The organism is Rhodovulum steppense, assembly GCF_004339675.1.
In the GTDB taxonomy this organism is placed as follows: Bacteria; Pseudomonadota; Alphaproteobacteria; order Rhodobacterales; family Rhodobacteraceae; genus Rhodovulum; species Rhodovulum steppense.
Genome location: NZ_SLVM01000001.1, coordinates 59,045 through 86,037, shown reverse-complemented (window position 1 = coordinate 86,037; position 26,993 = coordinate 59,045). Strand labels below are relative to the sequence as shown.

Annotated in this window: 27 protein-coding genes; 18 read left to right on the top strand and 9 right to left on the bottom strand. The window is 67.2% G+C overall.

Features of this window, described 5'->3' with window-relative positions:
- Positions 1–402: 402 nt before the first annotated feature.
- From dnaG to EV216_RS00410, 10 genes are all read left to right on the top strand, one after another.
- Positions 403–2,433, top strand: a complete 2,031-nt coding sequence (gene dnaG, locus EV216_RS00455; protein WP_132693093.1) for a DNA primase — start codon at positions 403–405, stop codon at positions 2,431–2,433.
- 53 nt (positions 2,434–2,486) lie between these two features.
- The gene (gene rpoD, locus EV216_RS00450) at positions 2,487–4,481 is read left to right on the top strand and encodes an RNA polymerase sigma factor RpoD (RefSeq protein ID WP_132693092.1); all 1,995 of its coding nucleotides are present in this window, start codon (positions 2,487–2,489) and stop codon (positions 4,479–4,481) included.
- Positions 4,482–4,500: 19 nt separating this feature from the next.
- Positions 4,501–5,085 carry a hypothetical protein gene (locus EV216_RS00445; protein WP_132693091.1) on the top strand — a complete coding sequence of 195 codons (585 nt, stop codon included), beginning with the start codon at positions 4,501–4,503 and terminating at the stop codon, positions 5,083–5,085.
- Between the two features lie 185 nt (positions 5,086–5,270).
- Positions 5,271–5,717, top strand: a complete 447-nt coding sequence (locus EV216_RS00440) for a hypothetical protein (protein ID WP_132693090.1) — start codon at positions 5,271–5,273, stop codon at positions 5,715–5,717.
- Positions 5,718–5,875: 158 nt separating this feature from the next.
- The gene (gene ubiT, locus EV216_RS00435) at positions 5,876–6,409 is read left to right on the top strand and encodes a ubiquinone anaerobic biosynthesis accessory factor UbiT (protein ID WP_243641918.1); all 534 of its coding nucleotides are present in this window, start codon (positions 5,876–5,878) and stop codon (positions 6,407–6,409) included.
- 8 nt (positions 6,410–6,417) lie between these two features.
- Positions 6,418–7,416 carry a ubiquinone anaerobic biosynthesis protein UbiU gene (ubiU, locus tag EV216_RS00430; RefSeq protein WP_132693214.1) on the top strand — a complete coding sequence of 333 codons (999 nt, stop codon included), beginning with the start codon at positions 6,418–6,420 and terminating at the stop codon, positions 7,414–7,416.
- A 4-nt stretch (positions 7,417–7,420) separates the two neighbouring features.
- Complete coding sequence (gene ubiV, locus EV216_RS00425) at positions 7,421–8,341, top strand: ubiquinone anaerobic biosynthesis protein UbiV (protein WP_132693089.1); 921 nt, start codon at positions 7,421–7,423, stop codon at positions 8,339–8,341.
- 309 nt (positions 8,342–8,650) lie between these two features.
- Entirely contained in the window at positions 8,651–9,304 is a 654-nt protein-coding gene (locus tag EV216_RS00420; RefSeq protein ID WP_132693088.1) for a protein-L-isoaspartate O-methyltransferase family protein, read from the top strand.
- 70 nt (positions 9,305–9,374) lie between these two features.
- Positions 9,375–10,754, top strand: a complete 1,380-nt coding sequence (locus EV216_RS00415) for a TolC family outer membrane protein (RefSeq protein ID WP_132693087.1) — start codon at positions 9,375–9,377, stop codon at positions 10,752–10,754.
- A gap of 119 nt (positions 10,755–10,873) precedes the next feature.
- Positions 10,874–11,416 carry a hypothetical protein gene (locus EV216_RS00410; protein ID WP_243641917.1) on the top strand — a complete coding sequence of 181 codons (543 nt, stop codon included), beginning with the start codon at positions 10,874–10,876 and terminating at the stop codon, positions 11,414–11,416.
- Positions 11,417–11,500: 84 nt separating this feature from the next.
- On the opposite strand, the gene EV216_RS00405 is transcribed toward EV216_RS00410, so the two are convergent.
- From EV216_RS00405 to EV216_RS00385, 5 genes are all read right to left on the bottom strand, one after another.
- Positions 11,501–11,818: a DUF6280 family protein gene (locus tag EV216_RS00405; protein WP_132693085.1), complete on the bottom strand. Its 318-nt coding sequence runs from the start codon at positions 11,816–11,818 to the stop codon at positions 11,501–11,503.
- A gap of 228 nt (positions 11,819–12,046) precedes the next feature.
- Positions 12,047–12,847 (bottom strand): fructosamine kinase family protein, encoded by an 801-nt coding sequence (locus EV216_RS00400; protein WP_132693084.1) that lies wholly within the window; start codon positions 12,845–12,847, stop codon positions 12,047–12,049.
- Positions 12,840–13,598, bottom strand: a complete 759-nt coding sequence (ygfZ, locus tag EV216_RS00395; protein WP_132693083.1) for a CAF17-like 4Fe-4S cluster assembly/insertion protein YgfZ — start codon at positions 13,596–13,598, stop codon at positions 12,840–12,842. The genes EV216_RS00400 and ygfZ overlap by 8 nt, the downstream gene beginning before the upstream one ends.
- 45 nt (positions 13,599–13,643) lie before the next feature.
- On the bottom strand, positions 13,644–15,395 hold the full coding sequence (locus EV216_RS00390; protein WP_132693082.1) for an ABC transporter ATP-binding protein: 1,752 nt from the start codon (positions 15,393–15,395) through the stop codon (positions 13,644–13,646).
- A 3-nt stretch (positions 15,396–15,398) separates the two neighbouring features.
- Positions 15,399–16,088, bottom strand: a complete 690-nt coding sequence (locus EV216_RS00385; RefSeq protein WP_132693081.1) for a tyrosine-protein phosphatase — start codon at positions 16,086–16,088, stop codon at positions 15,399–15,401.
- Between the two features lie 159 nt (positions 16,089–16,247).
- Between EV216_RS00385 and EV216_RS00380 the strand changes: the two genes are divergently transcribed.
- The gene (locus tag EV216_RS00380; RefSeq protein WP_132693080.1) at positions 16,248–16,988 is read left to right on the top strand and encodes a YebC/PmpR family DNA-binding transcriptional regulator; all 741 of its coding nucleotides are present in this window, start codon (positions 16,248–16,250) and stop codon (positions 16,986–16,988) included.
- Between the two features lie 12 nt (positions 16,989–17,000).
- Here the strand turns inward: EV216_RS00380 and EV216_RS00375 are convergent, their stop codons facing one another.
- The gene (locus tag EV216_RS00375; RefSeq protein WP_132693079.1) at positions 17,001–18,404 is read right to left on the bottom strand and encodes a GGDEF domain-containing protein; all 1,404 of its coding nucleotides are present in this window, start codon (positions 18,402–18,404) and stop codon (positions 17,001–17,003) included.
- Positions 18,405–18,555: 151 nt separating this feature from the next.
- Between EV216_RS00375 and EV216_RS00370 the strand changes: the two genes are divergently transcribed.
- From EV216_RS00370 to EV216_RS00360, 3 genes are all read left to right on the top strand, one after another.
- Positions 18,556–19,473: a DMT family transporter gene (locus EV216_RS00370; RefSeq protein WP_132693078.1), complete on the top strand. Its 918-nt coding sequence runs from the start codon at positions 18,556–18,558 to the stop codon at positions 19,471–19,473.
- 41 nt (positions 19,474–19,514) lie between these two features.
- A complete protein-coding gene (locus EV216_RS00365; RefSeq protein WP_132693077.1) occupies positions 19,515–20,081 on the top strand; it encodes a hemerythrin domain-containing protein in 567 nt (188 codons plus the stop codon).
- Between the two features lie 87 nt (positions 20,082–20,168).
- The gene (locus tag EV216_RS00360; RefSeq protein WP_132693076.1) at positions 20,169–20,414 is read left to right on the top strand and encodes an HP1242/YdcH family protein; all 246 of its coding nucleotides are present in this window, start codon (positions 20,169–20,171) and stop codon (positions 20,412–20,414) included.
- A gap of 9 nt (positions 20,415–20,423) precedes the next feature.
- On the opposite strand, the gene EV216_RS00355 is transcribed toward EV216_RS00360, so the two are convergent.
- The 3 genes from EV216_RS00355 to EV216_RS00345 all read right to left on the bottom strand — a co-directional run bounded on the left by EV216_RS00355 (position 20,424) and on the right by EV216_RS00345 (position 23,696).
- On the bottom strand, positions 20,424–20,903 hold the full coding sequence (locus tag EV216_RS00355; protein ID WP_132693075.1) for an SRPBCC family protein: 480 nt from the start codon (positions 20,901–20,903) through the stop codon (positions 20,424–20,426).
- A gap of 59 nt (positions 20,904–20,962) precedes the next feature.
- The gene (locus EV216_RS00350) at positions 20,963–22,366 is read right to left on the bottom strand and encodes a helix-turn-helix domain-containing protein (protein ID WP_132693074.1); all 1,404 of its coding nucleotides are present in this window, start codon (positions 22,364–22,366) and stop codon (positions 20,963–20,965) included.
- 73 nt (positions 22,367–22,439) lie between these two features.
- Positions 22,440–23,696 (bottom strand): multidrug effflux MFS transporter, encoded by a 1,257-nt coding sequence (locus EV216_RS00345; RefSeq protein WP_132693073.1) that lies wholly within the window; start codon positions 23,694–23,696, stop codon positions 22,440–22,442.
- A gap of 209 nt (positions 23,697–23,905) precedes the next feature.
- Here EV216_RS00345 and EV216_RS00340 point away from each other — a divergent pair, with 209 nt between their 5' ends.
- From EV216_RS00340 to EV216_RS00330, 4 genes are all read left to right on the top strand, one after another.
- Positions 23,906–25,438, top strand: a complete 1,533-nt coding sequence (locus EV216_RS00340) for an acyl-CoA carboxylase subunit beta (RefSeq protein ID WP_132693072.1) — start codon at positions 23,906–23,908, stop codon at positions 25,436–25,438.
- Between the two features lie 51 nt (positions 25,439–25,489).
- Entirely contained in the window at positions 25,490–25,966 is a 477-nt protein-coding gene (locus EV216_RS00335; RefSeq protein ID WP_243641916.1) for a DUF6497 family protein, read from the top strand.
- 199 nt (positions 25,967–26,165) lie between these two features.
- Positions 26,166–26,297: a hypothetical protein gene (locus tag EV216_RS18745; protein ID WP_279388172.1), complete on the top strand. Its 132-nt coding sequence runs from the start codon at positions 26,166–26,168 to the stop codon at positions 26,295–26,297.
- Positions 26,298–26,366: 69 nt separating this feature from the next.
- Positions 26,367–26,720, top strand: a complete 354-nt coding sequence (locus tag EV216_RS00330) for a hypothetical protein (protein WP_132693071.1) — start codon at positions 26,367–26,369, stop codon at positions 26,718–26,720.
- The last annotated feature ends 273 nt before the right edge of the window (positions 26,721–26,993 follow it).

Here is a 26,993-nt window from a genome sequence, read left to right as displayed (position 1 = left end):
CGTAGCAAGCCCGAGAGTTGCGGCGAAATTGGGGCGAAAACCGTTGAGTTTACCTTAATTTCCGGCGGATTGCGTGCGAAGTCGCGGCGCTCGGGGGGCGGTATCGGAATTCGGGAAACGATCCTTGCTGCGGTGCGGGTTTCGTTGCCCGTCCGGGGCGACGTGCCATGGCCCTGCACGGGGGATTACGGTTCCGGACATGTCGGCCGGGTCCGTATCCCGACGACCGGACGAGCCGATTCGGCCCCGCTGCCCTGGCGGGGGATCCGATGCGGACCATGGCCGGGCGCTCCCGCCCCCTTGCGCCGCCCTTGCGGGCCGCGCAAGGCGTTGGGCCCGGCGCGCCCGTTCCGGGCGCGCGGCGACTGGACAGGACCCGGCGCGCACCCGATATTGTCGGGCATGAGCCTGCCCCCCGGATTCCTCGACGAATTGCGTAGCCGTGTCTCGCTGGCCGGGGTCGTGGGCCGCAAGGTCATGTGGGACCAGCGCAAGTCGAACCAGGGCAAGGGCGACCTGTGGGCGCCGTGCCCGTTCCACCAGGAAAAGACGGCCAGCTTCCACGTCGATGACCGCAAGGGATTCTATTACTGCTTCGGTTGCCATGCGAAGGGCGACGCGCTGTCCTTCGTGCAGGCGACCGAGAATGTCGGCTTCATGGAGGCGGTGGAGATCCTCGCGCGCGAGGCGGGGATGCAGATGCCTGCCCGCGATCCGCAGGCGCAGCAAAAGGCCGACCGGCGCACGCAACTGGCCGAGGTGATGGAGCAGGCGCTGCGCCATTACCGGATGCAGTTGCGCAGCGGGGCGGCGGCCGAGGCGCGGGCCTATCTCGACCGGCGCGGGCTGGGCGAGGCGGCGTGCGACCGTTGGGAGATCGGCTTTGCCCCGCCGGGCTGGCAGGGGCTGTGGGAGCATCTGCGCAGCCGGGGCGTGGCCGAGGACCTGATCCTGGGGGCGGGGCTTGCCCGTCCGTCCGACCGCGGCGGCACGCCCTATGACGTGTTCCGCAACCGCATCCTGTTCCCGATCCGCGACGCGCGCGGACGCGCGATTGCCTTCGGCGGGCGCGCGATGGACCCGGCGGACAGCGCGAAATACCTGAACTCGCCGCAGACCGACCTGTTCGACAAGGGGCTGAACCTCTACAATCACGGCCCCGCGCGCGAGGCGGCGGGCAAGGGCCAGACGCTGATCGTGGCCGAGGGCTACATGGACGTGATCGCGCTGGTCGAGGCGGGGTTCGGCGCGGCGGTCGCGCCGCTGGGCACCGCGATCACCGAGGCGCAATTGCGCCTGCTCTGGCGCATCCATCCCGAGCCGGTGATCGCACTCGATGGCGACAAGGCGGGGATCGGTGCGGCGCGCCGCCTGATCGACCTGGCGCTGCCGCTGCTGGAGGCGGGCCATGCGCTGCGCTTTGCCCTGATGCCGCCGGGCAAGGATCCCGATGACGTGATCCGCAGCGGCGGGGCGGGGGCCATGGGCAGGTTGATCGAGGCGGCGCGCCCGATGGTGCAATTGTTGTGGGAGCGCGAGACCGAGGGCAAGTCCTTTGACAGCCCCGAGCGCCGCGCCGCGCTGGACCGTGACCTGCGGCAGGCGCTGTCGCGGATCAAGGACCCCTCGCTGCGGCGCCATTACGGCGAGGAGATCAACCGCCTGCGCTGGGAACTGTTCCGCCCCGCCCGCGGTCCCGCCCGCAAGGGCGAATGGAAGGGCCGCCCGGCCCCCGCCGCGCCGCGCTCCAGCACCCGCGGATCCGCGCTGGTCGCGGCCCCCGCGCGGTTCGAGGAAGACCTGCGCGAGGCGGTGATCCTGGCGACGCTGATCGCGCATCCCGCGCTGATCCCCGAATTCGAGAGCGAACTGGAACGGCTGGAGTGTGGTGCGGCCGAGCATGCGGGGCTTCTGGCCGCGCTGGTGGCCGAGGCCCATGCCGCGCCCCGCGCCGCCCCCGCCGCCTTTCGCGCCGCGATCGAGGCCCGTGTCGGCCGCGAGCCCCTTGAAAAGCTGTTCGCCCTCGGCCATGTCCGCATAGCCCCGCCGATCCGCGACCCCGGAGATGCCGCCAAGGCGGCGCTGTGCCTGGCCGAGGAACTGGCCAAGCTGTCGGCGACACGGGGCGCGGAACGGGAGATCGAGGAAGCGATGCACGATCTTCAGGGTCTGGCCGACGAGGGGTTGACCTGGCGCCTGGGCCAGGCGGCCGAGGCGCGCAACCGCGCGGGACGCAGGCAGAGCGAGGACCGCACCGATTACGAGATCGGCCCGAACGGCGCCCGGATCAGCCGCGACGAGAAGGATGCCTTTGCCGAATTGCTGGACCGAATCGACTACAGCCGGGGAAAGCGACGCATTCGGGGCGCAGTTGACCGGGAAACGTCAGCAACATCAGGGGAATCGGGTGGCCTTCCCGATGATTCGCGCTAATGAGTCGGGTTCAACGGCCCGAACGAATCAGCCTCCCCCGCAAGGAGCACTCCATGGCAGCAAAAGACGCCGACGACCGCAAGACCGACGAGCAGGATGCCGAGATCTCGCTCGACATGAGCCAGGCCCAGGTCAAGAGGATGATCGCCGACGCCAAGGAGCGCGGCTATATCACCTATGACCAGCTCAACCAGGTCCTGCCGCCCGAACAGGTGTCGTCGGAACAGATCGAGGACGTCATGTCGATGCTGTCCGAGATGGGCATCAACGTGATCGATTCCGACGAGGATGCCGAGGACCCCGAGGAAGGCTCGACCGAAGTGGTCGAAACCTCGTCCTCGCGCGAGGTTGCCGTCGCCACCAGCCAGTCCGAGACGCTGGACCGCACCGACGACCCGGTGCGGATGTATCTGCGCGAGATGGGCTCGGTCGAATTGCTGTCGCGCGAGGGCGAGATCGCCATCGCCAAGCGGATCGAGGCCGGGCGCAACACGATGATCGCGGGGCTGTGCGAAAGCCCGCTGACCTTCCAGGCGATCACGATCTGGCGCGACGAGCTTCTGAACGAGGACATCCTGCTGCGCGACGTGATCGACCTTGACGCCACTTTCGGCCGGTCGGTCGAGGGCGACGAGGACGAGCCAGTTGTCGGGGGGCTGGACGTCGAGACCGCTTCCGGCACCGGCCCGTCGGCCCGATCCGAGTCCGAGCCCGAACTGGACGCCGATGGCAACCCGATCCGGCGCGAGGACGAGGACGAGGACGACGAACAGGCCAATATGAGCCTGGCCGCCATGGAGGCCGCGCTGAAGCCGCGCGTTCTGGAAACGCTCGACCGGATCGCGCATGACTATGTCCAGCTGTCCCAGATCCAGGACAAGCGCATCCAGGCCACGCTGAACAAGGCGCTGCAATTCTCGCCGCGCGACGAGGCCGAGTATCAGAAGCTGCGCGCCGAGATCGTCGTGCTGGTGAACGAGTTGCACCTGCACAACAACCGGATCGAGGCGCTGATCGACCAGCTTTACGGCATCAACCGCAAGATCATGCAGATCGACAGCGCCATGGTGAAGCTGGCCGACGAGGCCCGCATAAACCGGCGCGAATTCATCGAGGAATATCGCGGCCACGAGCTTGATCCGCACTGGATGGAGCGGATGGGCGACAAGGCGGGCCGCGGCTGGCAGGCTTTCGCCGAACGCTCGGGCCCGAAAGTGGCGGACCTGCGCGCCGAGATGGCGCAGGTCGGTCAATATGTCGGCGTCGACATCCAGGAATTCCGCCGCATCGTCAACCAGGTGCAGAAGGGCGAAAAGGAAGCCCGGCAGGCCAAGAAGGAAATGGTCGAGGCGAACCTGCGGCTGGTGATTTCCATCGCGAAGAAATACACCAATCGCGGGCTGCAATTCCTGGATCTCATCCAGGAAGGCAATATCGGCCTGATGAAGGCGGTGGACAAGTTCGAATACCGCCGCGGCTACAAGTTCTCGACCTATGCGACCTGGTGGATCCGCCAGGCGATCACCCGCTCGATCGCCGATCAGGCGCGCACGATCCGCATTCCCGTCCACATGATCGAGACGATCAACAAGCTGGTGCGCACGGGCCGCCAGATGCTGCACGAGATCGGCCGCGAACCGACGCCCGAGGAACTGGCCGAAAAGCTGCAGATGCCGCTGGAAAAGGTTCGCAAGGTGATGAAGATCGCCAAGGAACCGATTTCGCTGGAGACCCCCATCGGCGACGAGGAGGACAGCCAGCTTGGCGATTTCATCGAGGACAAGAACGCGGTCCTGCCGCTGGATTCGGCCATTCAGGAGAACCTGAAGGAAACCACGACCCGGGTTCTGGCCTCCCTCACGCCGCGCGAGGAACGCGTGCTGCGCATGCGCTTCGGCATCGGCATGAACACCGACCACACGCTGGAGGAAGTGGGCCAGCAATTCAGCGTCACCCGCGAACGCATCCGCCAGATCGAGGCGAAGGCGCTGCGGAAGCTGAAGCATCCGAGCCGGTCGCGGAAGTTGCGGAGTTTCCTGGATCAGTGATGGCTGAACGGCTGGCGCGTTGAAGAAACTCACTCTCGATTGGAATTGCGTTCTCGCGGTTGAAAACGGCGAAGTGCAGGGTCGGCATTTGGAGGAATTGGTTACTCTCCATAGGGCAGGGCAGGTACAAACTGCCTTGTTGCAGACTTCTGCATCGGAGAATATGCGAGGCACTCGCGGCTTCCCTGGATCGTATGATCTGTTTGAGGGCCGATTGGAAAAGCTCGGCTGGGAAGACTTGCCGCGCCTGCCGACACCGGGTGTGTGGGGATTAACTTTCTGGGATCGGTTTTATTGGGTAGATCAAGAGGTTTACGAACGCCTCACCGAAGAACTATGGCACATCATGTTTCCCAACCTTCAGTTCTTCGTTGAAGAATGGTCCGCCAAGAACGGCGAGCCGAGCGGCGACGATTTCGCCGGTCCAGAGTTCGCAAGGTTCCGGAATGCTTGGTGTGACGTTCACTCTGCTTATTGCCACATAGAAGAAAACCGCGATCTCTTCATCTCCATGAATACAAGGGACTTTCAGACAAATGGGCAAAGCCTGCGAGCCCTTGGTCTAATGGCGGTTACGCCTGAGGAAGCGCTTGCTGTGATTTGATTGCCGATAATAGGCGTAGGGTCTGCACCAACCCACCACCGCACACCCCACCCCGACCGGCCATCGGTGGGTTTCACCCACCCTACGGCCCTTGGCACGCTTGCGCCGGGCCGATCCTTGCCGGATCGACCTGTGCGGACTATCCTCGCCACACAGGCCCCGGCCGCGCGCCCCGGAGACCGCCCATGCGCCTTGCCCTGACGCTCTGCACCGTCCTTGCCCTGACCGCCTGCGTCCCCGTCGGCCCCAATGACGCCCCCGGCGCGATCCGCACCTTCCGCGGCAACCTCGTGGTCCCCGACCCTGCGATCCCCGGACAGTTCGAGGTGTTCACCCAGGCGGGCGATTCCGGGGCGGATCTGTGGTGCGCGGCGTCCGAATTTGCGCGGGACGAACTGCGCGTGCCCGCCAACCGGCGGATCTATCTTGCCGCTCCGCGCGGCCCCAGCGCCACGCGCCCCGGGCGGACCAGCGCTGTCTTCACCGTTTCGCCCGATGCGGATCTGCGGGCTGCCGCCGAAGCGCTGCCCGACAGCCTGACGATGGGCGTGACCCGGCCGGGGCGGAACTTCCTGCCGCTGCATGGCCAGATGGCCTGCCGCCCGCTCTTCGATCTGCCCTTCGATCGCTGAACCCGACGCCTCGCGGCGATGTGATCGGGGCGCGCGGGACGGGAAACGGGCTGTTTCCGGGTGTCATGCCGCGCCTGTGACAATTCGTGGCGCGGACAGCCCGGGGGGTTTGACGTAGGTCAAGTCCTTCGCCCGAACACTCCTGTAACGACCACGCCATGACATCCGAACCCCAGTCCTCGCGCCTTGGTGGCGGCCCCGGCGGCTTTCCTTTCGCGCCGCCGCTGCCGCTTTTCCTGTTGAACCCCATCCTCAAGCGGATCGTGCACCGGATCGCGGTGCAGAACCCCGACATGTTCGACCGTCTGGGTCCGCACCGGCATGCCTATTTCCTGATCGACCCGGTGGACATCCCGTTCATGCTGTATCTGCGCCCCGACCCCGAGGCGCTGGATTTCCGTGCCGTCGGCCGCAGGAACCCGCCGCCGCATGCCGCGCGGATCTCGGGCAAGTTCCTTGACCTGCTGACGCTGATGGATACCGAGCAGGATGGCGACGCGCTGTTCTTCTCGCGCGATCTGATCGTGACCGGCGATACCGAGGCGGTGGTCTGTCTGCGCAATGCGCTGGACGATGTGGACGATCCGATTGCCGAAAGCGTGGCCGACATGTTCGGCCCGCCCGGGCGCGCCGCGCTGAACGCCCTGCGCCGCGCCGCCGAGAATGCCCAGAAACGGAAAGGGGCCAAGTGATGAACGCCATGGTCAAGCCCGAGCTGATCTGCCCCGCGGGCACGCCTGCCGCGCTGCGCTCGGCGGTGGATGCGGGCGCGGATGCCGTCTATTGCGGCTATCAGAACGCCACCAACGCGCGCAATTTCGTCGGGCTGAACTTCACCCCCGAGGAGATGGAGAAATCCATCCGCTACGCCCATGACGGCGGCACCAAGGTCCTGATCACGCTGAACACCTTCCCGCCTGCGGGCAAGGTCGAGCTGTGGAAGGAGATGGTCGACCTGTCGGCGCGGCTGGGCGCGGATGCCTGCATCGTCGCCGATATCGCGGTGGCCGCCTATATCCGCGACACCTACCCGGACCTGCGCATTCATCTGTCGGTGCAGGCCGCCGCCTCGTCGCCCGAGGCGATCGAGTATTACGTCCGCGAATTCGGCGTGAAACGCGTGGTGCTGCCGCGCATCATGACCGTCAGCGAGATCCGGGGACTGCTGAAGGAAATCCCCTGCGAGGTCGAGACCTTCATCTTCGGCAACCATGGCCTGATGGTCGAGGGGCGGTGTTCGCTGACGAACTATGTCACCGGCCAGTCCACCAACATGGACGGCGCCTGTTCGCCCGCGGCCTGCGTGAAATACGAACGCGCCGATGATGGCAGCATGTCGACGATCCTGGGCGATTACATGATCGACCGCTTCGGACCCGAGGAAACCGCGGGCTACCCGACGATCTGCAAGGGCCGCTACAAATGCGATGCCCGCGACGGCGGCTATTACGCCTTCGAGGAACCGATCAGCCTGAACGCCTCGACCATGCTGCCCGACCTGATCAATGCGGGGGTGCATGCCTTCAAGATCGAGGGCCGCCAACGCTCGCGCGCCTATGTCAAGAAGGTGGTCGCCGCCTTCCGCGAGGCGGTCGATTCGATCATGGCCGGCCAGGAGCCCAGGCTCGCCGATCTCGTCGCGCTGACCGAGGGTCAGAAGCAGACCGAGGGCGCGCTCAAGACCAAGAAATGGAGGTGACGGCATGAACCCGTCTCTGACCCTGGGGCCGAACCTGTTTCACTGGCCGGCCGAGCAGCGGATCGACTTCTACAACCGGATCGCGGATGAAAGCCCGGTCTCGACCGTCTATCTGGGCGAGGTGATCTGTTCCAAGCGCACGCCGTTCTTCGACGATGTCCACCTTCCGGCGGTCGCCGAGCGGCTGGAACGCGCGGGCAAGACGGTGGTCTATTCCTCCTTCTCCGAGGTGGTCATCAAGCGCGAGCGCAACATCCTGATGGAGTGGTCCAAGCAGGAAGGGCGCGATCTGGAGGTGAACAACACCGCCGCACTTCTGCACCTCAAGGACCGGCCGCACCGGATCGGCGGGCTGCTGAACGTCTATAACGAGGACACCATGGCCTATCTGGCGGGCCAGGGCGCGACCCATTTCAGCCTGTTGCCCGAATTGCCGCGCGCGGCCATCGCGCGGCTGGGCGAAAAGGCACGGGAACTGGGCGTCGGCGTCGAGGTGCAGGTCTTTGGCCGGGCCTCGCTGGCGCTGTCGGCACGCTGCTATCATGCCCGCGCGCATGAGCGGACCAAGGACAATTGCCAGTTCGTCTGCGGCGACGACCCGGACGGCATGACGCTGATGACCATGGACGAAAAGCCGTTCCTGACGATCAACGGCATCCAGACGCTGAGTTACGGCTATCTCGACCTGATGGCCGATATCGACGACATGCGCGCGATCGGGGTCACGCATTTCCGGGTGATGCCGCATACTTGCGACATGATCGTGGTGACGCGGGCCTTCGACGACGTGCTGGCGGGCCGGATCGACGTGGCAGAGGGCGAGGCGCGTCTGCGCGAGCTCGGGATCGAGGCGCCTTTCGTCAACGGCTTCTACCGCGGGCGGGCGGGCCATGACTGGGTGCCGCGAGTGACCGAGATGGCATGATCCCTGGCCGCATGCCGGGTTTCGACGGAAGGGGCGCCGGTGGCGCCCTTTTTCGTGACGCGCGGCACGGCCCTGTCGGTGCGTATGCGGTGTCTGTGCCCCCCTTGCGGGTTCGCTTGCGCGTGCGTGCCGGGATGCGTTCTTGGCCGGGCGGGCGCGGATTGCCGAAGATTGCCTGACGCCTGCCGCGCACCGGGTGTTTCCCGTCCGCCATAGTGCCGCCCCGCGACCTGCCCCAGGGCATTGCCGCAGCGGGGGTTATGTGGCATCACCGTTTCAGGTTAATTTCGAACCGGAGAGTTCAGCCGCATGCCCGATTACGACGCCCTTCGCGAGGCCATGGTCGATACCCAGATCCGGCCCTCGGACGTGACGCGGCTGCCGATCATCGCTGCCTTTCTGGCTGTCCCCCGCGAGGAATTCGTGCCTGCGGGCCTGCGCGGCGCGGCCTATATCGGCGAGAACCTCCCGCTTGGCCCCCGCCGCACGGTGCTGGAGCCACGCAGCTTCGCCAAGATGCTGGAGGCGGCGGCCCCCGGTCCGGGCGATCTGGTGCTGGATCTGGGCTGCGGGCTTGGCTATTCGGCGGCCGTGATCGCCCGCATGGCCGATGCGGTGATCGCGGTCGAGGAGGATGCGGCGATGGCCCGGGAGGCCGAGACGCTGCTGGCCGAGCAGGGGGCGGACAACGTGGCCGTCGAGCGGGCCGCGCTGGCCGAGGGCGCGCCGCGCCATGGTCCCTATGACGCGGTCGTGATCGAGGGCGGGGTCGAGCATGTGCCCGCGGCGATCCTCGACCAGCTCAAGGAGGGCGGGCGGATCGTGGCGATCTTCGTCGAGGGCAGCCTGGGTGTCGTGCGCATCGGCCGCAAGGTCGGCGGCGATGTCAGCTGGCGCTTTCTGTTCAATGCAAGCGCGCCGGTCCTGCCCGGGTTCGCGCGCGCGCCGGAATTCCAGCTTTAGGGCCCTTGAACCACATGACCGCGTCCCGAGACGGCAATGAGGACGCGGACAACAAAGAGGCGAGACAGAGATGAGCAGTTTCCTGAAAGTGCTGGGTGGCGCGGCCCTGTCGGCGGCGCTGGTCATGGGGGCGGCGGTCGCGCGCGCCGAGACGCTGACCGACGCGCTGATCGACGCCTACAAGAATTCGCATCTGCTGGACCAGAACCGCGCGGTGCTGCGTGCCGCCGACGAAGATGTCGCCCGCGCCGTGTCGGCGCTGCGGCCGATCATCGACTTCGCGATCAGCGGCCGCTACCAGGACGGCAATACCCGCAGCCCGAGCCAGGGGCAGTATTCCTCCAGCGCGCAGGCCGAACTGACCGCGCGGCTGACGCTTTACGACGGCGGCAATAACCGGCTGGCGATCGACGCGGCGCGGGAGTCGGTCCTTGCCACCCGCGCGGCGCTGGTCGGTGTCGAGCAGGATGTGCTGTTATCGGCGGTGCGGGCCTATATGGATGTCTTCTCGGCGGTTCAGAACGTGTCGCTGGCCGAAAACAACGTGCGGCTTATCACCCAGCAACTGCGCGCCGCCGAGGACCGTTTCGAGGTGGGCGAGGTGACGCGCACCGATGTTTCGCTGGCCCAGTCGCGGCTGGCCGCCTCGCGCTCGAACCTCGTGGCGGCGCAGGGCAGCCTTGCTGTCGCGCGCGAGGCCTACAAGCGCGCCATCGGCCGCTATCCCGGCGTACTCAGCGGCATTCCGCGTTTTCCGGCACTGCCCCAAAGCACCGATGCGGCCCGCGCGATTGCGGTCAAGACCCATCCCGACATCACCCGCGCGCAGCACAACGTGACCGTGGCCGAACTCAATCTCGGCCGGGCCAAGGCGGCGATGCGGCCCAGCATCACGGCGAGTGCCGGGGTCGTGGCCGAGGATGATGGCGGCGAATACGGCACGGTCGGGCTGTCGCTGAACCAGACGATCTATCAGGGCGGCGGGCTTTACGCCGCCGAGCGTCAGGCCCGGACCGGGATCGAGCAGGCGCGTGCGGGGCTGTTGCAGACTGTACGGCTGGTCGAGGAGGAGGTCGGCAATGCTTGGTCCAGCCTCGCCGTGGCCCGCGCCCAGCTCGCCGCGACCGGGGAGCAGATCACCGCTGCCGAGCTTGCCTTCGAGGGCACGCGCGAGGAGGCCCGGCTGGGCGCGCGCACCACGCTCGATGTGCTCGATGCCGAGCAGGAGCTTCTGGACGCCCGCACCGCCCGGGTGCAGGCCGAGGCGACCCAGTATGTCGCGATCTACCGCGTACTGTCCTCGATGGGGCTGCTGACGGCCGAGCATCTGGGCCTTGGGATTCCGACCTACGATCCGCGCGCCTATTACAACGCGGTCTCGAACGCGCCTGCCAAGAGCATCCAGGGCAAGCAGCTTGACAAGGTTCTCGAACGGATCGGGCGGAACTGACGAAGCCGGGGTTGTTGTCTAGGGGGCTGCATCCCGCTAGGCTTGTATCCGGATAGCAAGCAACAGGCCCCGCTGGTCCAATGTCGGAAGGCGCCCCTCATCGCGACGAGGATGACGTGATGTCATCGATTCGCCGTATCGTCACGGACGAGGCTCCGGGACTGGCGGGCGCGCGGGCGGCCGACGCGCCGGAGCGCCTGATCCTGACCCAAGCGCAGCGTGTCGGTCCACCCGCCGGGGATGACGCGCCGGGGGCGTGGGGGGGCGCCGGTCGCGAAAGTTCGCCGCCGGTTGCGTCCGGGCCGGGCCCGGTCGCCGCCGAAACGTCCAGTCTGGAGCAGCGGATCGCCGAACTCGAAGCCGCCTTTGCGGGCTGCGATGACGAGTGGGAACCCGATGGAACCGAGACGCTTGTGGCGGCCACCGGCTGGTCCACCCCTGTCCCGGCCGGGTCGGCGCCCGGTCTTCCGGATGGATCGCCGCGGGGCGGCGGCATGTCCGGGCCGGGCGTGGTTCTGGACGAAGAGGCCCTGCGCGATCTGGTGGCCGCGATCGTCCGGCAGGAGCTTGAGGGCGATCTTGGCGAACGGATGTCGCAGAACGTGCGCAAGCTGGTGCGCCGCGAGATCAGCCGCGCGCTGACAGTGCGGGAGAGGGAATAGGGCGCGCGGCCCTTGCCCGGCCAGATCCCGGCCAAAGAAAAACGCGCCCCGAAGGGCGCGTCCTGGTCGCGATCAGGCTGACCTTCAGGCCGCTTCGGCCTCCTGGGCCTGGCGGCGTTCGCTTTCCTCGCGCGACAATGCGACCGAGGTGCGTACGCCGCGGGCCACGAAGTCCATAAGCCCGGTCACAACGCGCTCGTTCGGGTCGATCCCGGCGCAGGACAGCACCTCGCGCCCATCGCGCGAGCGCGCCCAGCGGGCGATCTGTTCGGGTCCGTTCCCATATTTCTTGTCATCCGCGATCGCATCGTCCAGCGCGGCCAGCACCACCGCAGCGAACAATTTCCGGGCACGGTTGCCCTGTTCATGGTTGAAAGCGGTGCCATCAACGAAATCGGCCATCTCGTCGTCCTTTTATTCTTGCTCTTGCGTTTCGGGCGTGCGGCTGAATATGACGGTTTTACATCGATTCGGTATTTCCGTTTTCGAATGCCTCCCATGCGTATAGCGCATGGGTGAGGCTGAAACCACACATGATATTGTCGCCGGATGGCCCTCTTAACGCCTAGATATGGGGGTACGGGTTTCGCGTTCAACCCCGTGTTAACCTTCTGGCGCCGCGCGCCGGGATCAGGCCCCGACCGCCTCCAGGCATCCCTCGACCATGCCGCGATAGCCGCCGCCGAACAGCCGCAGATGCACCAGCGCGGGCCAGAGCTGATAAAGCGGGCGGCGTGCCTGCCAGCCGGGCTCCGGCGGGCCATAGGCCTCGGCAAGGTCCGCGCCGGGGCGGCCGAACAGGTGCAGCATGGCCAGGTCCACCTCGGCATGACCGTGGTAACAGGCCGGGTCGATCAGCGCGGCGCCCTGCTGCGTGAACAGCACGTTCCCGGCCCACAGATCGCCATGCAGCAAGGCGGGCGGGGGGTGGCGCGGCAAGAGGTCGGGCAGGCGCGCGGCCAGCCGCTCGACCCGGGCGGCGATGTCGGCGGGCAGCGCCCCGGGCCAGGCCAGAAGCCGCCGTTCGGCCCAGAAGCCGGGCCAGTCGGGGCAGGGCGCGTTGGGGATGGCCGCCGGGCCGAAGGCATGATCCTCGTCCCAGCCATAGCCCGCCCCCCGGGCCGCGTGCAGCCGCGACAGCGCCGCGCCCAGCGCGGCCCAGCCCGCGGGATGCGCGCGCACCTCGTCGAGATGGTCGATCACCAGCAGATCGCCCAGCAGCGCGATCACGGCCGGGCAGGGGGCACCGGCCTGCGCCATGGCCGCCAGCATCCGCGCCTCGCGCGCGACCAGCGGACCGGATTTCGCGACGACAACGCGCCCGTCCGTCAGTGTCACCCGCACCACCTGCGACAGGCTTCCCCCGTGCAGCGGCACGATCCCCGCGACCGGCATGCCCAGAAGCGCGCCGATCGCGTTCCGGTCAGCCATCGTCCAGTGTGACGGTCGCCGCGCCTGCGCGCATCGGCTCCGCCGCGCGGTCGAAGCGGAGAAAGGCGATGGCCCGGCCGCCCGCCTGCGTGAACAGCACGCCCGCCGGCTTTTCGCCGGCCATCACGGGCGTGCCCACCGGCGCCGCGCCGTCGATGCGCACGGTCGCCAGCCCTTTCTTCAGCTCGGTCTTGTGCTTCATCCGGGCGGTGACTTCCTGGCCGACATAGCAGCCCTTGCGGAAATCGACGCCGTTCAGCCGCTCGAACCCGGCTTCGAGGATATAGGTGTCGTCGGGGACCAGCTCGATCCCGGTCTCGGGGATGCAGTGCGCCACCCTGATCGCGTCCCAGTCGGTCGCGCCTTCGGGACCGGGAACCGGGGAATAGGCCCGCCAGCCAAGCGCGGGATCGCGCGGGTCGGGAAAGGCGCCCGGCGGGGGCGCGCCAAGGCCCCGCAGCACATGCAGCCCGGCAGGTTCGATCCCGACCTTTGCGCGCAGCCGATACATCGACAGCCGCCGGATCAGCGCCTCGGCGATCCCGGTCTTGACGTCGATCAGGATCGCGTCCTCGGTCCCGGCAAGGAAGAAATCGGCCAGATACTTGCCCTGCGGCGTCAGCAGCGCGGCATAGACCAGCCGCCCGTCGATCTGGCGAACGTCATTGGTGACCAGCCCCTGCAGGAACGCCACCCGGTCCTCGCCGGTGATCTTCAGAACCGTCCGGTCGCTGGCGGCCTCGCCCTGCATGCGCGTCTCCTTCGCTGGGTGTTCCTTCGGATATAGCGCCCGTTCTCAGCCTTCCGAGGCGAATTGCAGACGGTAGAGCCCGGCATACAGTCCGCCCCGGGCGAGCAACTCGTCATGCGTGCCCTCTTCGGCCACGCGGCCCTTGTCCATCACCACGATCCTGTCGGCGTTGCGCACCGTGGCAAGGCGATGGGCGATCACCAGCGTCGTGCGTCCCTGCGACAGCTGCCCCAGCGCCTCCTGCACGATCTTTTCGGACTGGGAATCGAGCGCCGAGGTCGCCTCGTCCATCAGCAGGATCGGCGCATCGCGCAACAGCGCGCGAGCGATCGCGACGCGCTGGCGCTGGCCGCCAGACAGGTTCGAGCCGCGCGGCCCGGCCGGGCTGTCCAGTCCAGCGGGCAGGGCGGGCAGGAAATCGGCGATATGGGCGGCCCTGACCACCTCGGCCAGCCGCGCCTCGGACACGTCCTTGCCAAGGCAGATATTGTCGCGCAGCGGCTCGTCGAACATCGGCGCCTCCTGCGTGACGACCGAGAACAGGTCGCGCAACTCCGCCAGCGGCAGCGCATCCACCGGCACGCCGCCCACCAGAACCCGGCCGCGCTGAGGCTCGACCAGCCGGGTCAGCAGGTTGAAGACGGTGGACTTGCCCGCGCCCGACGGCCCCACCAGCGCTGTCATCTGCCCTGCCTTCGCGGTCAGCGTCAGCCCGTTCAGCGCGGGCGCATCGCCATAGGCCAGGTGCACATCGTCCAGAACGATGTCGCAGTCGCCGCCGGGGGCGGGCAGGGTGCCGGGCTGGGCGGGGGACAGGATCGTCGGGCGTTCCTGAAACACCGCGAAAAGCCGCTCGAGGCTGGCCAGCGCGGCCTGCCAGGCGCCCGAAACGCGGCCCAGACGGCGCAGCGGCTCGAAGACAAGGGCGATGGCGGTGAAGAAGGCCATGAACTCGCCCACCGTCTTGTCGCCGTCGATGATCTGCATGCCGCCGAAGACGAGAACACCGGCAAAGCCGATCCCGCCCACCACGTCGATCAGCGCCGGGATGCCGGATTGCCCGGCCTCGGACCGGATCTGGACATGCACATAGCCGTCCACCGTCTTTGCGAAGCGGACATCCTCGCGATGTTCCAGCCGGTTCAGCTTGATCGTCGTGACCCCGTGAAACGTCTCGTCCAGCCGGTTCGAGATCGAGGCGGCGGCCTCGCGTGCGGCGCGCGTGGTACGCCGCACCCAGCGTTGCAGGGCGGCGATGGGGCCGAACAGAAGCGGCACGCCCGCCAGCGCGATCAGCGTCCAGAGCCAGTCGATCGAGACCGCAACCGCAAACAGCGAGATCAGCGCCACCGCGTCCCGCCCCGCGGCGGTGAAGACCGTGTTCCAGATATTCGCCGCGGCCATGGTGTCGCCGCGCACCCGTTCGATCAGGTTGCCGGGCGGCGTCTTCTGGAACCAGACGCTGTCCAGCGTCAGCATGTGGCCGACAAGATCGCGCTGCAGTGCCGCCGAGACCGAAAGCCCAACGCGCGCCATCAGCAGCCGCTGCCCGAAACCCGCAATCGCGCGCGTCAGGAACAGAATGATCACCGCGCCCGCCACCAGCGGGATCGCGTCGCGGTTCCCGGCGATGAAGATGGTGTCGAACATCGGCTTGAACAGGTAGCTCAGCGCGCCCAGCGTGCCGCCTTCTAGGGTCATCAGCGCCATCGCCGCGCCGATCATCCAGATGTGTCGGCGCAGATAGTCGCGCCAGAGCCAGCGGACGATGGGTCGGCTGTCGTGCTGCGCGTCCATCGCTCAGCGGCTCCGGTGGCGGCGCGCGCGGAACGCGGCCTTGATTGCGGCCGGGTCGTAGCGCGTCGCGATCCAGTCGCGGATCGGCATCGGGTCGGTCATGGTGTCGGCCTCGTAGGCGTCGAGCATCTGATCCAGCACACCGCTGGCCGAGCTACGGAAATGGATGAAGCGCCAGTGCAGCATGCGCCGCGCCTCGGCAAGTGTCGCGCCCTCGATATGCAGCAGATAGAGCGCCGCGGCGATCCCCGTCCGGTCCGATCCCGACTTGCAATGCATCACGAAGGGCTTCTCGATGGTTTCGAACTGGTCCAGCAGCGCCAGCAGGGCTGCCGGGCGTGACAGCTTGCGGGCGCGGATGCGCCGACTGACAAGCGTCAGCCCCAGCGCGCGGCAGGCCTCGTCCTCGAGACGGAAATGACTCGACCCCCGGTCGCCGCGCAGCGACAGCACGGTGCGGATGCCCATGTCGCGATAGCGCCGCAGCCGCCGCGCATCGGGCTGGTTCGACCGCCACGCGCCCGGTGCGACCTGGTGCAGGTTGGTCCAGAAGATGCGCAGGAAGGCATGGTCAACGATCTGGAAATGCCAGAACGCCGCAAACCGTCCCGCGGGCGTCGAGATGTCGCCGTCGAAAGCGTCGCTCATCCGGCGAACGACCGCCTCGAAGCGGGTCTTGATCTGGTCGAGCATCGTCTCCCCGGCGCCCTGCGGCACGAACTGGGGGGATAGCCCGAATGGGCGTCCCTGACAAGCGAATGCCACCTTGCCCCGGCCCGGCGCGCTCTTGCGGTGCCCCGGCGCGCTGGCCTATAGAGCGGGGCGTCGAAAACAGCCGTCGAAGAGGGTTCCATGGCAGGCCATTCGAAATGGGCGAACATCCAGCACCGCAAGAACCGCCAGGACTCGGTGCGGGCCAAGCTGTTCTCCAAGCTGTCCAAGGAGATCACCGTCGCGGCCAAGATGGGCGATCCCGATCCCGACAAGAATCCCCGCCTGCGCCTCGCCGTCAAGGAGGCCAAGGCCAACTCGATGCCCAAGGACAATATCGAGCGCGCGATCAAGAAGGCGCAGGGCGGCGAGGGCGACAATTACGAGGAAATCCGCTACGAAGGCTATGGGCCCGATGGCGTGGCGGTGATCGTCGAGGCGATGACCGACAACCGCAACCGTACCGCGTCGAACGTGCGGTCGCTGTTCACCAAGCATGGCGGCAATCTCGGCGAGACCGGCTCGGTCGCCTTCATGTTCGAGCGCAAGGGCGAGATCCGCTATCCCGCCGCCGTGGGTGACGCCGATTCCGTGATGATGGCCGCGATCGAGGCCGGCGCCGAGGATGCCGAAAGCAGCGAGGACGGCCATGTGATCCTGTGCGCCGATACCGATCTGGGCGAGGTGGCCGCCGCGCTCGAGGCGCAGCTTGGCGAAAGCGAATCGACCCGGCTGATCTGGCAACCCGGCACCACGACCGAGCTTGACCTCGAGGGCATGCAGAAGCTGATGAAACTGGTGGATGCGCTGGAGGACGATGACGACGTGCAGCGCGTGACCACCAATTTCGAGGCCAGTGACGAGGTTCTGGCCCTGCTCTGAGCCCCGCGCCGTTCAGCCGAAGCCGGCGATGGCCAGATCCGTGGCGCTGGCAACCCGGTTCCGCCCGCCCTGCTTGGCCGCGTAAAGCGCCTGGTCGGCGGCGTCGAGCGCGCGGTCGAACCCGTCTGTCCGGGCAGTCTCTACCGCGGCGCAGCCGAAGGATGCGGTCAGTGCCTTTCCGCCCGGCCCGCTGCCGATCTCGCCCGACGGCATGATCCGAAGTTCTTCCGCGAGGGTATGGCGCAGGATCTCGGCCAGCGCCTCGGCGCCCGCCAGCGGCGTGTCGGGCAGCACAAGCAGGAATTCCTCGCCGCCCCAGCGCCCCGCGACATCCGACATCCTCAGCCGCGCCGCCATCAGCCGGGCCGCGGCTTCCAGCACCCGGTCGCCGACCCCGTGGCCCAGCCGGTCGTTGATCGCCTTGAAATGGTCGAGGTCGCAGATCACCATCGAGACCGGCCGCCCGCCGCGGCGCGCGGCATGGATCGCATGGCCGGCCATCACCAGGGTTCCACGCCGGTTGGCCAGGCCCGTCAGCGAGTCGATCAGCGAGGCGCGCTGCAATTCGCGCGACAGCGCCCGGCGTTCGCGGTCCAGCCGGTCACGCATCCGGCCCGCAACCAGGACGCCGGAGCAGCAGAACAGAATCATCAACTGGGCATAGATCGCGCCCGTCGCGCTGGGGCCGTTCGGGTCCAACCGGAAGATCAGGATGGCCAGCGCCGCGGGCACGACCGCGGCCAGCGCCATTTCCAGGCGCAGCACGCGGGTCAGCCTGTCGTCCCGGAACAGCGTGCGCAGTTCGGGGCGTCGGGCCTGGGCGATCTGGGCGGCCAGCACCAGAGGCGCAAGGATCACCATGGTGAAGGGCGACAGCGCCCCGCGCAACTGGCCGATTCCCATGGCATGGCCCAGAAGGGCCGTCAGGCAGATCATCCCGGCGGCCCCGGCCAGGACAATGGCCGGCCAGGCCGGGCGGCGGCGGCGCAGCGCCAGCGCGCTGGCCAGCGCCAGGATGCCCACGGCCTCGCTGATGCCGGTGACTTCGGGATCCAGCGGCAAGCCGCGACTCAGCCAGATCAGTTGCCCCAGCCCGATCAAGCCGGCCAGCAGAACAAGCGTCCGCTCGACCGGTCCGCCGCGTGCAAAGGGCCGCTGGATCAGGATCGCCAGCGCCAGGGCGGCAAGGGCCAGCAGCGTCGGCGGGGGAATGCCCGCCTCGCCCGGGAAGGGCTGGTGCAGCAACGGGATGTCGGCCAGAAATCCGATCGCCGGGACGGCCGCCAGAAGGAACGAGAACAGCGCCAGCGCCTGCCGCACGGCGGGGGCTGCGCGCACCATCACGAAACGTGGGGTTCCGTGCAGCAGATCGTCGTCTTCCCATGGTCCCGCCGGGGGATGAGAGATCGCTTTCATTGGGGTCTCCGTCGTCGATGCCGCCCGACCGTCGGCGGCATCATGGCAAACAATCGGTTAATGAGGGGTTGACGCAGCCTGCGCTGCGTTAACCCTGTCCCGGAGCCGCGGTGGCCTTGCATCGCGACCGGGCATCGGGTGAAGTCGCGCCATGGCTCGGGGCGCGGACGCATCCGGGGGGCAGCGGCCCCTCGCTGGGATTCTCTGGATGCTGTTGACCGGCGCGAATTTCGTGGCGGTCACGGCCCTGGTCAAGCATGTCGGCGATGCCGTGCCCGCGCCCCAGGCGGCATTCCTGCGCTATGTGCTGGGGCTGGTCTTCCTTGCGCCGATGCTGGGGCCGCTGCTGCGCGCCGGGATCGACCGGCGCGGGCTGGCGCTTTACTCGTGGCGGGGGATCGCGCATGCGCTGGGCGTGATCTGCTGGTTCTACGCGATGACCCGCATCCCGATCGCCGAGGTCACGGCGATGAACTATCTCAACCCGGTCTATGTCACGATCGGCGCCGCGCTGGTCTTCGGCGAACGGCTGGCGCTGCGCCGGATCCTTGCCGTCGCGGTGGCCTTTGCGGGGGTGCTGGTGATCCTGCGCCCGGGCTTTCGCGAGCTTTCGGACGGCCATCTGGCGATGCTCTTCACCGCGCTGTTCTTCGGCGCCTCCTATCTGATGGCCAAGCGGCTGAGCGAGCGCGACTCGGCGGCGGTGGTGGTGGCGATGCTGTCGATCACGGTCACGCTGGCGCTGGCGCCCTTCGCGCTGGCGGTCTGGGTGACGCCGACGCTGTCGCAACTGTTCTGGCTGTTCCTCGTCGCTTTCTTCGCGACCGCCGGGCATTACTCGATGACCATGGCCTTCCGCGCCGCGCCGCTGGCGGTGACCCAGCCGGTCACCTTCCTGCAACTGGTCTGGGCCACGCTGCTGGGCTGGCTGGTCTTCGGCGAGGCGGCGGATGGCTGGGTGATCCTTGGCGGCGCGATGATCGTGGGGGCGGTGGTCTTCATCTCCTGGCGCGAGGCGATGCTGAAACGCCGCGTCACCACCCCGCCACCCGAGGCCACCAAACTGTGACCCCGCCTTGCCGAGCAACGCCTTTCGCCTAGCTTCCCGGCATGGCCGACGAACTGACCCTCGATATCCGCACGGGCCTGCCCGATGCGCTGCGCGTGCTGCTGGACGAGCACCCGCGCGATCTGTGGGACAGCCATGTCCGCTTTGACGGGCTGACCCGGTTCTGGCTGGAACGCCACCTGATGTTCCGCACCCTGATCGACCGGATCGGGGACGAAAGCCGGTCCATCGTCGAGCGCAGCGCCGAGCCCGGACAGGCGGTGCGCAACACGGCCCGCTATGCGCAATTGCTGCTGGGCGAGTTGCACGGGCATCACCAGATCGAGGATCTGCACTATTTCCCCCGCCTTCTGGCCGCAGAACCGCGGCTGGTGCGGGGCTTCGACATCCTGGACGGCGACCATCACGCGCTGGACGGGCAGCTTGCGGCGCTGGCGGGCGCGGTCAACGGGCTGATCCGGGCCACGCCTGCCGACCAACGCGACCGGGCCGGGGCGCTCGGGACGACGCTGGCCGGGTTCGGCCGGTTTCTGGACCGCCACCTGGTCGATGAGGAGGATCTGGTGGTGCCCATCCTTCTGAAACATGGCGAGGCGCTGGGCGTCTGAACCGGCCCGGGTTTGATCGGGGTCAAGGACAGCCTGCGCAGCGGCTTCCTAGGGTCTGTGCGACCCAAGGGACAGATGGAGCCGGAAATGACCAACACGCCGCACGAGCTTGCCGAGGAATTCCCCGACAAGGCGGAGCTGATCCACACGCTCAAGCAAAATGACGCCCATTTCGCCCGGCTCTTCGACGAGTATCACCAGATCAACGGCGCCGTGCACCGGGCCGAAACGGATATCGAGCCGACCGACGATTTTCACCTGACCGAGATGCGCAAGACGCGGATGAATCTGAAGGACGAGATCGCCCGCATCCTGCGCACCGCGGCGGCCTGAGCCGCAGATTCAACCCGTGGCGGCCTCGCCCTGCGTTTCCGCGGCGGGGCCTTCCACCTCGGCGGTGAAGGTGTCGAAGAACTGGTCGGCCAGCCGACGCGCCGTGCCGTGGATCAGCCGCGAGCCAAGCTGAGCAAGCTTGCCGCCGACCTCGGCATGGACGTCATAGATCAGTTCCGTCCCGCCGCCCTCGGCATCCTCCAGCCGCACATCCGCGCGGCCCTTGGCAAAGCCCGCAACGCCGCCCTTGCCCTCGCCGAGGATGGTATAGCTTTGCCGCTCGACCAGGTCCGAGACCGTGACCGCGCCGCGAAAGGTCGCCTTGACCGGGCCGACCTTCTGGGTGACCACCGCTTCGAACCCGTCCTCGATGCTGCCTTCCAGTTCCTGGCATCCGGGGATGCAGGCCTTCAGCGTGTCCGGATCGGTCAGGCGCTCCCACACCGCCGCCCGGTCGGCCGCGATGACGCGGCTGCCCGTGAGTTCCATGAATTCCTCCCTGTTCTTCCCATCTTCATTTACGGGTCGAACCGGGCAGACGTCAAAACCTATTCCGCGACCTCATAGGGCAGCAGGCCGCGCCGGTCGGGATCGACGCTGAGGCGGCGTTCCAGCGGGGGCACCGCGCGCTGGTGGCAATTGCGGCGCTCGCAGATGCGGCAGGAGATCCCGATCGGCTCGAAGCCGGCGGCGTTGGTCAGGTCCAGATCGTCGGCATAGACCAGCCGGTCGGCATGCCGGATCTCGCAGCCCAGCCCGATGGCGAAACGGCGCACCGGCGCGCCCCAGGCGCCGCCCGGCTTGGTCACGTCGCGCGCAAGGCTCAGATAGCGCACGCCGTCCGGGGTCTCGGCCAGTTGCCGCAGGAACCGGCCCGGCGTCTCGAAGGCGCGATAGACGTTCCACAGGGGGCAGGCCCCGCCGAAGCGCGCGAATTGCAGCCGCGTCGCGGAATGGCGCTTGGTGATCGTGCCCGCCTGATCGACACGGACAAAGAAGAAGGGCAGCCCCTTGGCACCGGGTCGTTGCAGGGTGGACAGCCTGTGCGCCACCTGTTCGATCGAGGCGCCGAAGCGGTCGGCCAGCAGTTCCAGATCGTGCCGGGCCTCCTGCGCGGCCTCCAGAAAGCTGCCATAGGGCAGCAACGCGGCGCCCGCGAAATAGTTCGCCATCCCGATCCGGGCGATATCGCGCGCCTCGGGGCTCTGGAACCGAGCCAGGTCCAGCGTCGCCTCCAGAAGCTGGGATTGTGTGAGAAGTGCAATCTGGTGAAGCAACTGGAATCGCCGTGTCGGCCCGCTCAGGCGGCTCGAAAGCGTCAGGATGCGCCGTGTGGCGTCGTAGTGGCGAAGACCTGGAATATCATTCTTGCTCAAGGTGATGCCCGCGGATTCCAGGGTCTCTGCGGCATGACGCTCCTGGTCGTCGGGGTTGGTGCCATTGCGCGCGAACCGCTCTGCTGCGCGGTCGACCGCATCTATGTAATTGTCGCAATAGTGAAAGAAATCGCGCACCTCTTCCCAAGGCGAGGGTTGCAGTGCGGCATCCTCGCGGCCCAGCGCCTCGTCCAGCGAGGCCAGCCGCTCATGGCTCTGGCGATAGGCGCGATGCAGTTCCAGAAACGCCCGCGCCAGCGCTGGTGCGTTCGACGCGGCCAGCCGCAGGTCGGCAAGCGGCGGGGCCAGATCGCCGAAAACCGGATCGGCCAACGCCTCGCGCATGTCCGAAACCAGACGCTCGGCATCGCCCGTCGAAAGCTCGGTCACGTCGAAGCCGAATTCCGAAGCCAGCGCCAGCAGGACCGTGGACGAGACCGGGCGGTTGTTGTTCTCCATCTGGTTCAGATAGGGCAGCGAGATGCCCAGCCGCGCCGCGAAATCCTTTTGCGTCAGCCCCAGCCGCGTGCGCGTCTCGCGCAGTTTCACGCCAGCATAGAGTTTGCGACTTGCCATTCTGGCCATCCGTTTTGTTTGCGGGTTCGCAGTAGCGCCCATAGCCTTTGCAAAGCTCGCGCGCAAGCATGTGTCAGGGATGCGGCGGGCGGGCGGCGGACGGCGGGGTGGAGGCGGGCGGCCCCTCCAGGCGGTCGATCCGGCGGACATACAGCACCGCGACAACCGCCATGGCCGAGGTCGCCAGCATGATCGCCAGCAAGGGCCAGGCCCCGCGCCCCGGCACCAGCAGCGCACCCGCCAGCGCCGACAGCCCCGCACCGCCCCCGATCATGATCGCGCCGCCCAGCCCGCTGGCCGTCCCCGCCAGATGCGGCCTCACAGACAGCATCCCCGCGGTCGCGTTCGGCAGCGTCATGCCGTTGCCCAGCCCGACCAGCGCCATCACCCCGAAAAATGCCAGCGGATGCGCCAGCCCCAGCCCGATCAGCGCCATCGAGATCACCGGAGCCGCCCCCGCGACCAGCGTGCCATAAAGGATCATGCCGTTGATCCCCACCCGCACCGAGAGGCGCCCGGCCAGGTAGTTTCCGCCCATATAGCCCAGCGCGATGATGCCGAAATACAGGCCCAGCGCCGCCGGGTTCAGGCTGAACACCTCGGATCCGACGAAGGGCGCGCCGCCCAGATAGGCGAAGAACGCCCCCGAGGCGAAGCCTGCGGCCAGCGCATAGCCCCAGAACCGGCGCGAGCGGAACAGTTCGGGATATTCGCGGAACTGCCCCAGCAGGCTGACCTCGCGCGGGCGCGCGGTCTCGCCCAGGTCGGCCCAGGTCAGCGCCAGCACCGCAAGTCCCGCGACCAGCAGCATCGCGAAACTTGCCTGCCAGCCGAAGGCCTGGTCCAGCACCCCGCCGATGGCCGGCCCGATCATCGGCACCAGCGCCATGCCCATCGTGACATAGCCGATCATCGAGGCGGCCTGCGCGTCGTCCACCATGTCGCGCACCACGGCGCGCGACAGCACCATGCCGGTCACGATCACCGCCTGCGCCATGCGGAAGGCCAGGAACAGGCCCGCATTGGGGGCCAGGATGCAGCCCAGCGTCGCGACCAGGAAAAGCGCGATCGAGATCAGCAGCACCGGACGCCGTCCGTAGCGGTCGGAAATCGGTCCGATCGCCAGTTGCAGCACCGCGTTCATGCCGAGATACAGCGCCACGGACAGTTGCATCAACCGGTAATCCGTCCCGAAATGCGCGGTCATGTTGGGCAGCGACGGCAGGAAGATGTTCATCGACAGCGCCGAGATGCCCGCGAGCAGGACAAGCGTCAGGATATGGGGTGGGCTTGTCCGGTCAAGGAGCCGGATTTCTGGTCGTGGGGGCATGCGATCCGATTACGCTGCGCGGTATAATTTGTCCATCCGGTCAAAACCCTTGCAAGGGGGGGGCGTCACGTCTTCGCGGCGGGGCGATTTGCGAATTTGCGATTAGCGAGCGCCGATCTGCCAAGGATTTGCAAATATTCCGAAAGGTTCTTTTATGTCCCTCTCGCCGAGGCTAGGTTGCCGGAAATTTCCGCAAGGGGCCAGCGCCGATGAAAGACATCCTGAACGAGCTTGAACGCCGCCGCGACATCGCCCGCAAGGGGGGCGGAGAAAAGCGGGTGGACAGCCAGCACGCCAAGGGCAAGCTGACCGCGCGCGAGCGGATCGACCTGCTGCTGGACGAGGGCTCGTTCGAGGAATTCGACATGTTCGTGGCCCATCGCTGCACCGATTTCGGGATGGAGGAGAACCGTCCCTATGGCGATGGCGTCATCACCGGTTGGGGCACGATCAATGGCCGACAGGTCTATGTCTTTTCCCAGGACTTCACCGTTCTGGGCGGCTCGGTCTCGGCGACGCATGCCCAGAAGATCTGCAAGATCATGGATATGGCGATGCAGAACGGTGCGCCCGTGATCGGCATCAACGACTCGGGCGGGGCGCGCATCCAGGAGGGCGTGGACAGCCTTGCGGGCTATGGCGAGGTGTTCCAGCGTAACATCGAGGCCTCGGGCGTGGTGCCCCAGATCAGCGTCATCATGGGCCCCTGCGCGGGCGGCGCGGTCTATTCCCCCGCAATGACCGATTTCATCTTCATGGTGCGGGATTCGTCCTACATGTTCGTCACCGGCCCCGACGTGGTGAAGACCGTCACCAACGAGGTGGTCACCGCCGAGGAACTGGGCGGTGCATCCACCCACACCCGGAAAAGCTCGGTTGCCGATGGCGCCTTCGAGAACGATGTCGAGGCACTTTACGAGGTGCGTCGGCTGGTCGATTTCCTGCCGCTCAACAACCGCTCGGTCCCGCCCGTGCGCCCCTTCTTCGACGATCCCGAGCGGGTGGATCCCAGCCTCGACACGCTGATCCCCGACAACCCGAACGTGCCCTACGACATGAAGGAACTGATCCTGAAGGTCGCGGATGAGGGCGATTTCTACGAGATCCAGGAAGATTTCGCCAAGAACATCATCACCGGCTTCATCCGTCTGGAGGGCCGCACGGTGGGCGTGGTGGCGAACCAGCCGATGGTTCTGGCGGGCGTGCTGGACATCGACTCGGCGCGCAAGGCGGCACGCTTCGTGCGCTTCTGCGACTGTTTCGAGATCCCGATCCTGACCCTTGTCGACGTGCCCGGCTTCCTGCCCGGCACCAAGCAGGAATATGACGGCGTCATCAAGCACGGCGCGAAACTGCTGTTCGCCTATGGTGAGGCGACGGTGCCGAAAGTGACCGTCATCACCCGCAAGGCCTATGGCGGGGCCTATGTGGTGATGAGTTCCAAGCATCTGCGCGGCGACATCAACTATGCCTGGCCGACCTCGGAAATCGCGGTGATGGGCGCCAAGGGCGCGACCGAGATCCTCTATCGGTCCGAACTGGGCGATGCCGACAAGATCGCCAAGCGCACGGCCGGTTACGAGGACCGCTTTGCCAATCCCTTCGTGGCGGCCGAGCGCGGGTTCATCGACGAGGTGATCCAGCCCCGCTCCACCCGCCGCCGCGTCTGCCGGGCCTTCGCGGCGCTGCGCAACAAGAAACGCCCGATGCCCTGGAAGAAGCACGACAACATCCCGCTGTAGACCCAGGTCGGGTCGGCGCATCGCGCGTCGGCCCGTGACGGAGGTGGTCCGATGCCCGAGTCCCAGACGATCCGACGCCCCCCGCGTCCCGCCACGCCTGTTCCCGGCGCGGGACTGGCGGCATGCAGGCGTTTTCGCCGGGCGCATGCGCTGGTGCTGGTCCTCGCTGCCGGTCCCCTGGTCGCGCAGGAACTGATCGACGTGCCCTCGGGTCAGTCGGTCACCCTGTTCGACGCGATCACCGGCGAACCGGGACCCGAGGGATTGACGGTGCGCTTCCGTTTTCTCGCGCCGCAGATCGCGCGGGCGGGCGGTACGATGCCCTATGAACTGGCTGCGGGCGACATCGAGTATCTGTGCGACAACTACGCCCTGCCGCGACTGTCCAATATCGGCCCCGAGGTCAGCCAGATCGTCATCACCCTGATGGATCGCCCCGTTCCCTTTGGCCAGCCGGACCCCGAGGCCACCCAGTTCTTCGAGGCGTTCCGCCCCGAGGATGGGCGCTGCCTGTGGGAGGGTTTCTGACGATGAAGCAAGATCTTGCGCACCGAGTCTCAGTTTGGGGGGAAGCTGCGCCTTTTGAGTCACAGGTGGCAGTTTCGCAGCGCATCCCATGTGCAAAGCGTTGTGATTGGTCTATGATTCGAACGGGTCCTGAAATTGTGACCTTCAACGTGATCGTGGCCGACGTGCTGTCGGCCCCTGCAAGAAAATGGAGTTCTGGATGTCCAAGAGCATCAAGGCCCTCATGGCGCTGTCCCTCGTGGCCTTCGTCGCGGCCTGCGCCCAACAGGAAGAAGTCGTCTACGTCGAGCCCGAGCCCGTCGTCGGCGAGCCGAAGTACACCAAGTACTGATACGGGCGCGGGGCGGGCCTGGCCCGCCCCGACACCCCCCGCGTCGCCCGCCGCCCGGGAGGAGACGCGATGCTGAAGCACAGGGGCTTTCCCGGCCGCCTTCCGGGCACCGATTTCCAGTTCACGATTCGCAGGGCGAACAAGGACGGCGCGACGCGGCTTGTCGCCCGTGAGCGCTATGCCGATCGCCGCAATTCCGACCGGCGCGCCGACGCAGCGTTCATGGCCGCGCTGTGGGAGCATTTCGGCGACGAACCCTTCGAGCGCGGCAATCTCGATGCAGGGCGGTTGTCCTGGTTCCTGGGCCGCGAGGTCGTGCCAGCCGAGGACCCGTTCGATCCAGAAAGCTACGACGCCCTGCTCAGAATCGACGTGGCGCGCGCCCGAACGGCCTTTCCCGACATCTTCGGCGGCGAGGATTAGGCATGAATTTGCTCAGGGGCCCGGCCTGTCGGCGGGAATCGGCCAGAATTGACTCGCCTGTGCGTTGTGGGCTTTCCTTTTGGATGCAAGTGGGGAATCCTGACCATGGGCGCGGTGGAGTGGCACCCCTTCACCCCCGCGTCTTGTACTACCGTTACCCTTCCCCAACCCCCAGGCCTGACCCCATTAGGGTCAGGCCTACCCCCGTTCTTTCTGCCGCCATCAACGGTTTCCTGGCTCGCAGGCGGAACGATTTCCGTTCCGTCCGTGTTC

Bases quoted from the DNA above. Each gene is read 5' to 3' on its own strand.
- EV216_RS00390 (WP_132693082.1), bottom strand. From the start codon at position 15,395: ATGGACGCGCAGCACGACAGCCGACCCATCGTCCGCTGGCTCTGGCGC.
- EV216_RS00380 (WP_132693080.1), top strand. From the start codon at position 16,248: ATGGCAGGCCATTCGAAATGGGCGAACATCCAGCACCGCAAGAACCGC.
- EV216_RS00355 (WP_132693075.1), bottom strand. From the start codon at position 20,903: ATGGAACTCACGGGCAGCCGCGTCATCGCGGCCGACCGGGCGGCGGTG.
- EV216_RS00385 (WP_132693081.1), bottom strand. From the start codon at position 16,088: ATGCTCGACCAGATCAAGACCCGCTTCGAGGCGGTCGTTCGCCGGATG.
- EV216_RS00365 (WP_132693077.1), top strand. From the start codon at position 19,515: ATGGCCGACGAACTGACCCTCGATATCCGCACGGGCCTGCCCGATGCG.
- EV216_RS00330 (WP_132693071.1), top strand. From the start codon at position 26,367: ATGCTGAAGCACAGGGGCTTTCCCGGCCGCCTTCCGGGCACCGATTTC.
- dnaG (WP_132693093.1), top strand. From the start codon at position 403: ATGAGCCTGCCCCCCGGATTCCTCGACGAATTGCGTAGCCGTGTCTCG.
- EV216_RS00405 (WP_132693085.1), bottom strand. From the start codon at position 11,818: ATGGCCGATTTCGTTGATGGCACCGCTTTCAACCATGAACAGGGCAAC.
- EV216_RS00410 (WP_243641917.1), top strand. From the start codon at position 10,874: ATGTCATCGATTCGCCGTATCGTCACGGACGAGGCTCCGGGACTGGCG.
- EV216_RS18745 (WP_279388172.1), top strand. From the start codon at position 26,166: ATGTCCAAGAGCATCAAGGCCCTCATGGCGCTGTCCCTCGTGGCCTTC.
- EV216_RS00345 (WP_132693073.1), bottom strand. From the start codon at position 23,696: ATGCCCCCACGACCAGAAATCCGGCTCCTTGACCGGACAAGCCCACCC.
- ubiT (WP_243641918.1), top strand. From the start codon at position 5,876: ATGACATCCGAACCCCAGTCCTCGCGCCTTGGTGGCGGCCCCGGCGGC.
- EV216_RS00350 (WP_132693074.1), bottom strand. From the start codon at position 22,366: ATGGCAAGTCGCAAACTCTATGCTGGCGTGAAACTGCGCGAGACGCGC.
- EV216_RS00335 (WP_243641916.1), top strand. From the start codon at position 25,490: ATGCCCGAGTCCCAGACGATCCGACGCCCCCCGCGTCCCGCCACGCCT.
- rpoD (WP_132693092.1), top strand. From the start codon at position 2,487: ATGGCAGCAAAAGACGCCGACGACCGCAAGACCGACGAGCAGGATGCC.
- EV216_RS00440 (WP_132693090.1), top strand. From the start codon at position 5,271: ATGCGCCTTGCCCTGACGCTCTGCACCGTCCTTGCCCTGACCGCCTGC.
- EV216_RS00370 (WP_132693078.1), top strand. From the start codon at position 18,556: ATGGCTCGGGGCGCGGACGCATCCGGGGGGCAGCGGCCCCTCGCTGGG.
- ubiU (WP_132693214.1), top strand. From the start codon at position 6,418: ATGGTCAAGCCCGAGCTGATCTGCCCCGCGGGCACGCCTGCCGCGCTG.
- EV216_RS00420 (WP_132693088.1), top strand. From the start codon at position 8,651: ATGCCCGATTACGACGCCCTTCGCGAGGCCATGGTCGATACCCAGATC.
- EV216_RS00375 (WP_132693079.1), bottom strand. From the start codon at position 18,404: ATGAAAGCGATCTCTCATCCCCCGGCGGGACCATGGGAAGACGACGAT.
- EV216_RS00360 (WP_132693076.1), top strand. From the start codon at position 20,169: ATGACCAACACGCCGCACGAGCTTGCCGAGGAATTCCCCGACAAGGCG.
- ygfZ (WP_132693083.1), bottom strand. From the start codon at position 13,598: ATGCAGGGCGAGGCCGCCAGCGACCGGACGGTTCTGAAGATCACCGGC.
- ubiV (WP_132693089.1), top strand. From the start codon at position 7,421: ATGAACCCGTCTCTGACCCTGGGGCCGAACCTGTTTCACTGGCCGGCC.
- EV216_RS00340 (WP_132693072.1), top strand. From the start codon at position 23,906: ATGAAAGACATCCTGAACGAGCTTGAACGCCGCCGCGACATCGCCCGC.
- EV216_RS00400 (WP_132693084.1), bottom strand. From the start codon at position 12,847: ATGGCTGACCGGAACGCGATCGGCGCGCTTCTGGGCATGCCGGTCGCG.
- EV216_RS00415 (WP_132693087.1), top strand. From the start codon at position 9,375: ATGAGCAGTTTCCTGAAAGTGCTGGGTGGCGCGGCCCTGTCGGCGGCG.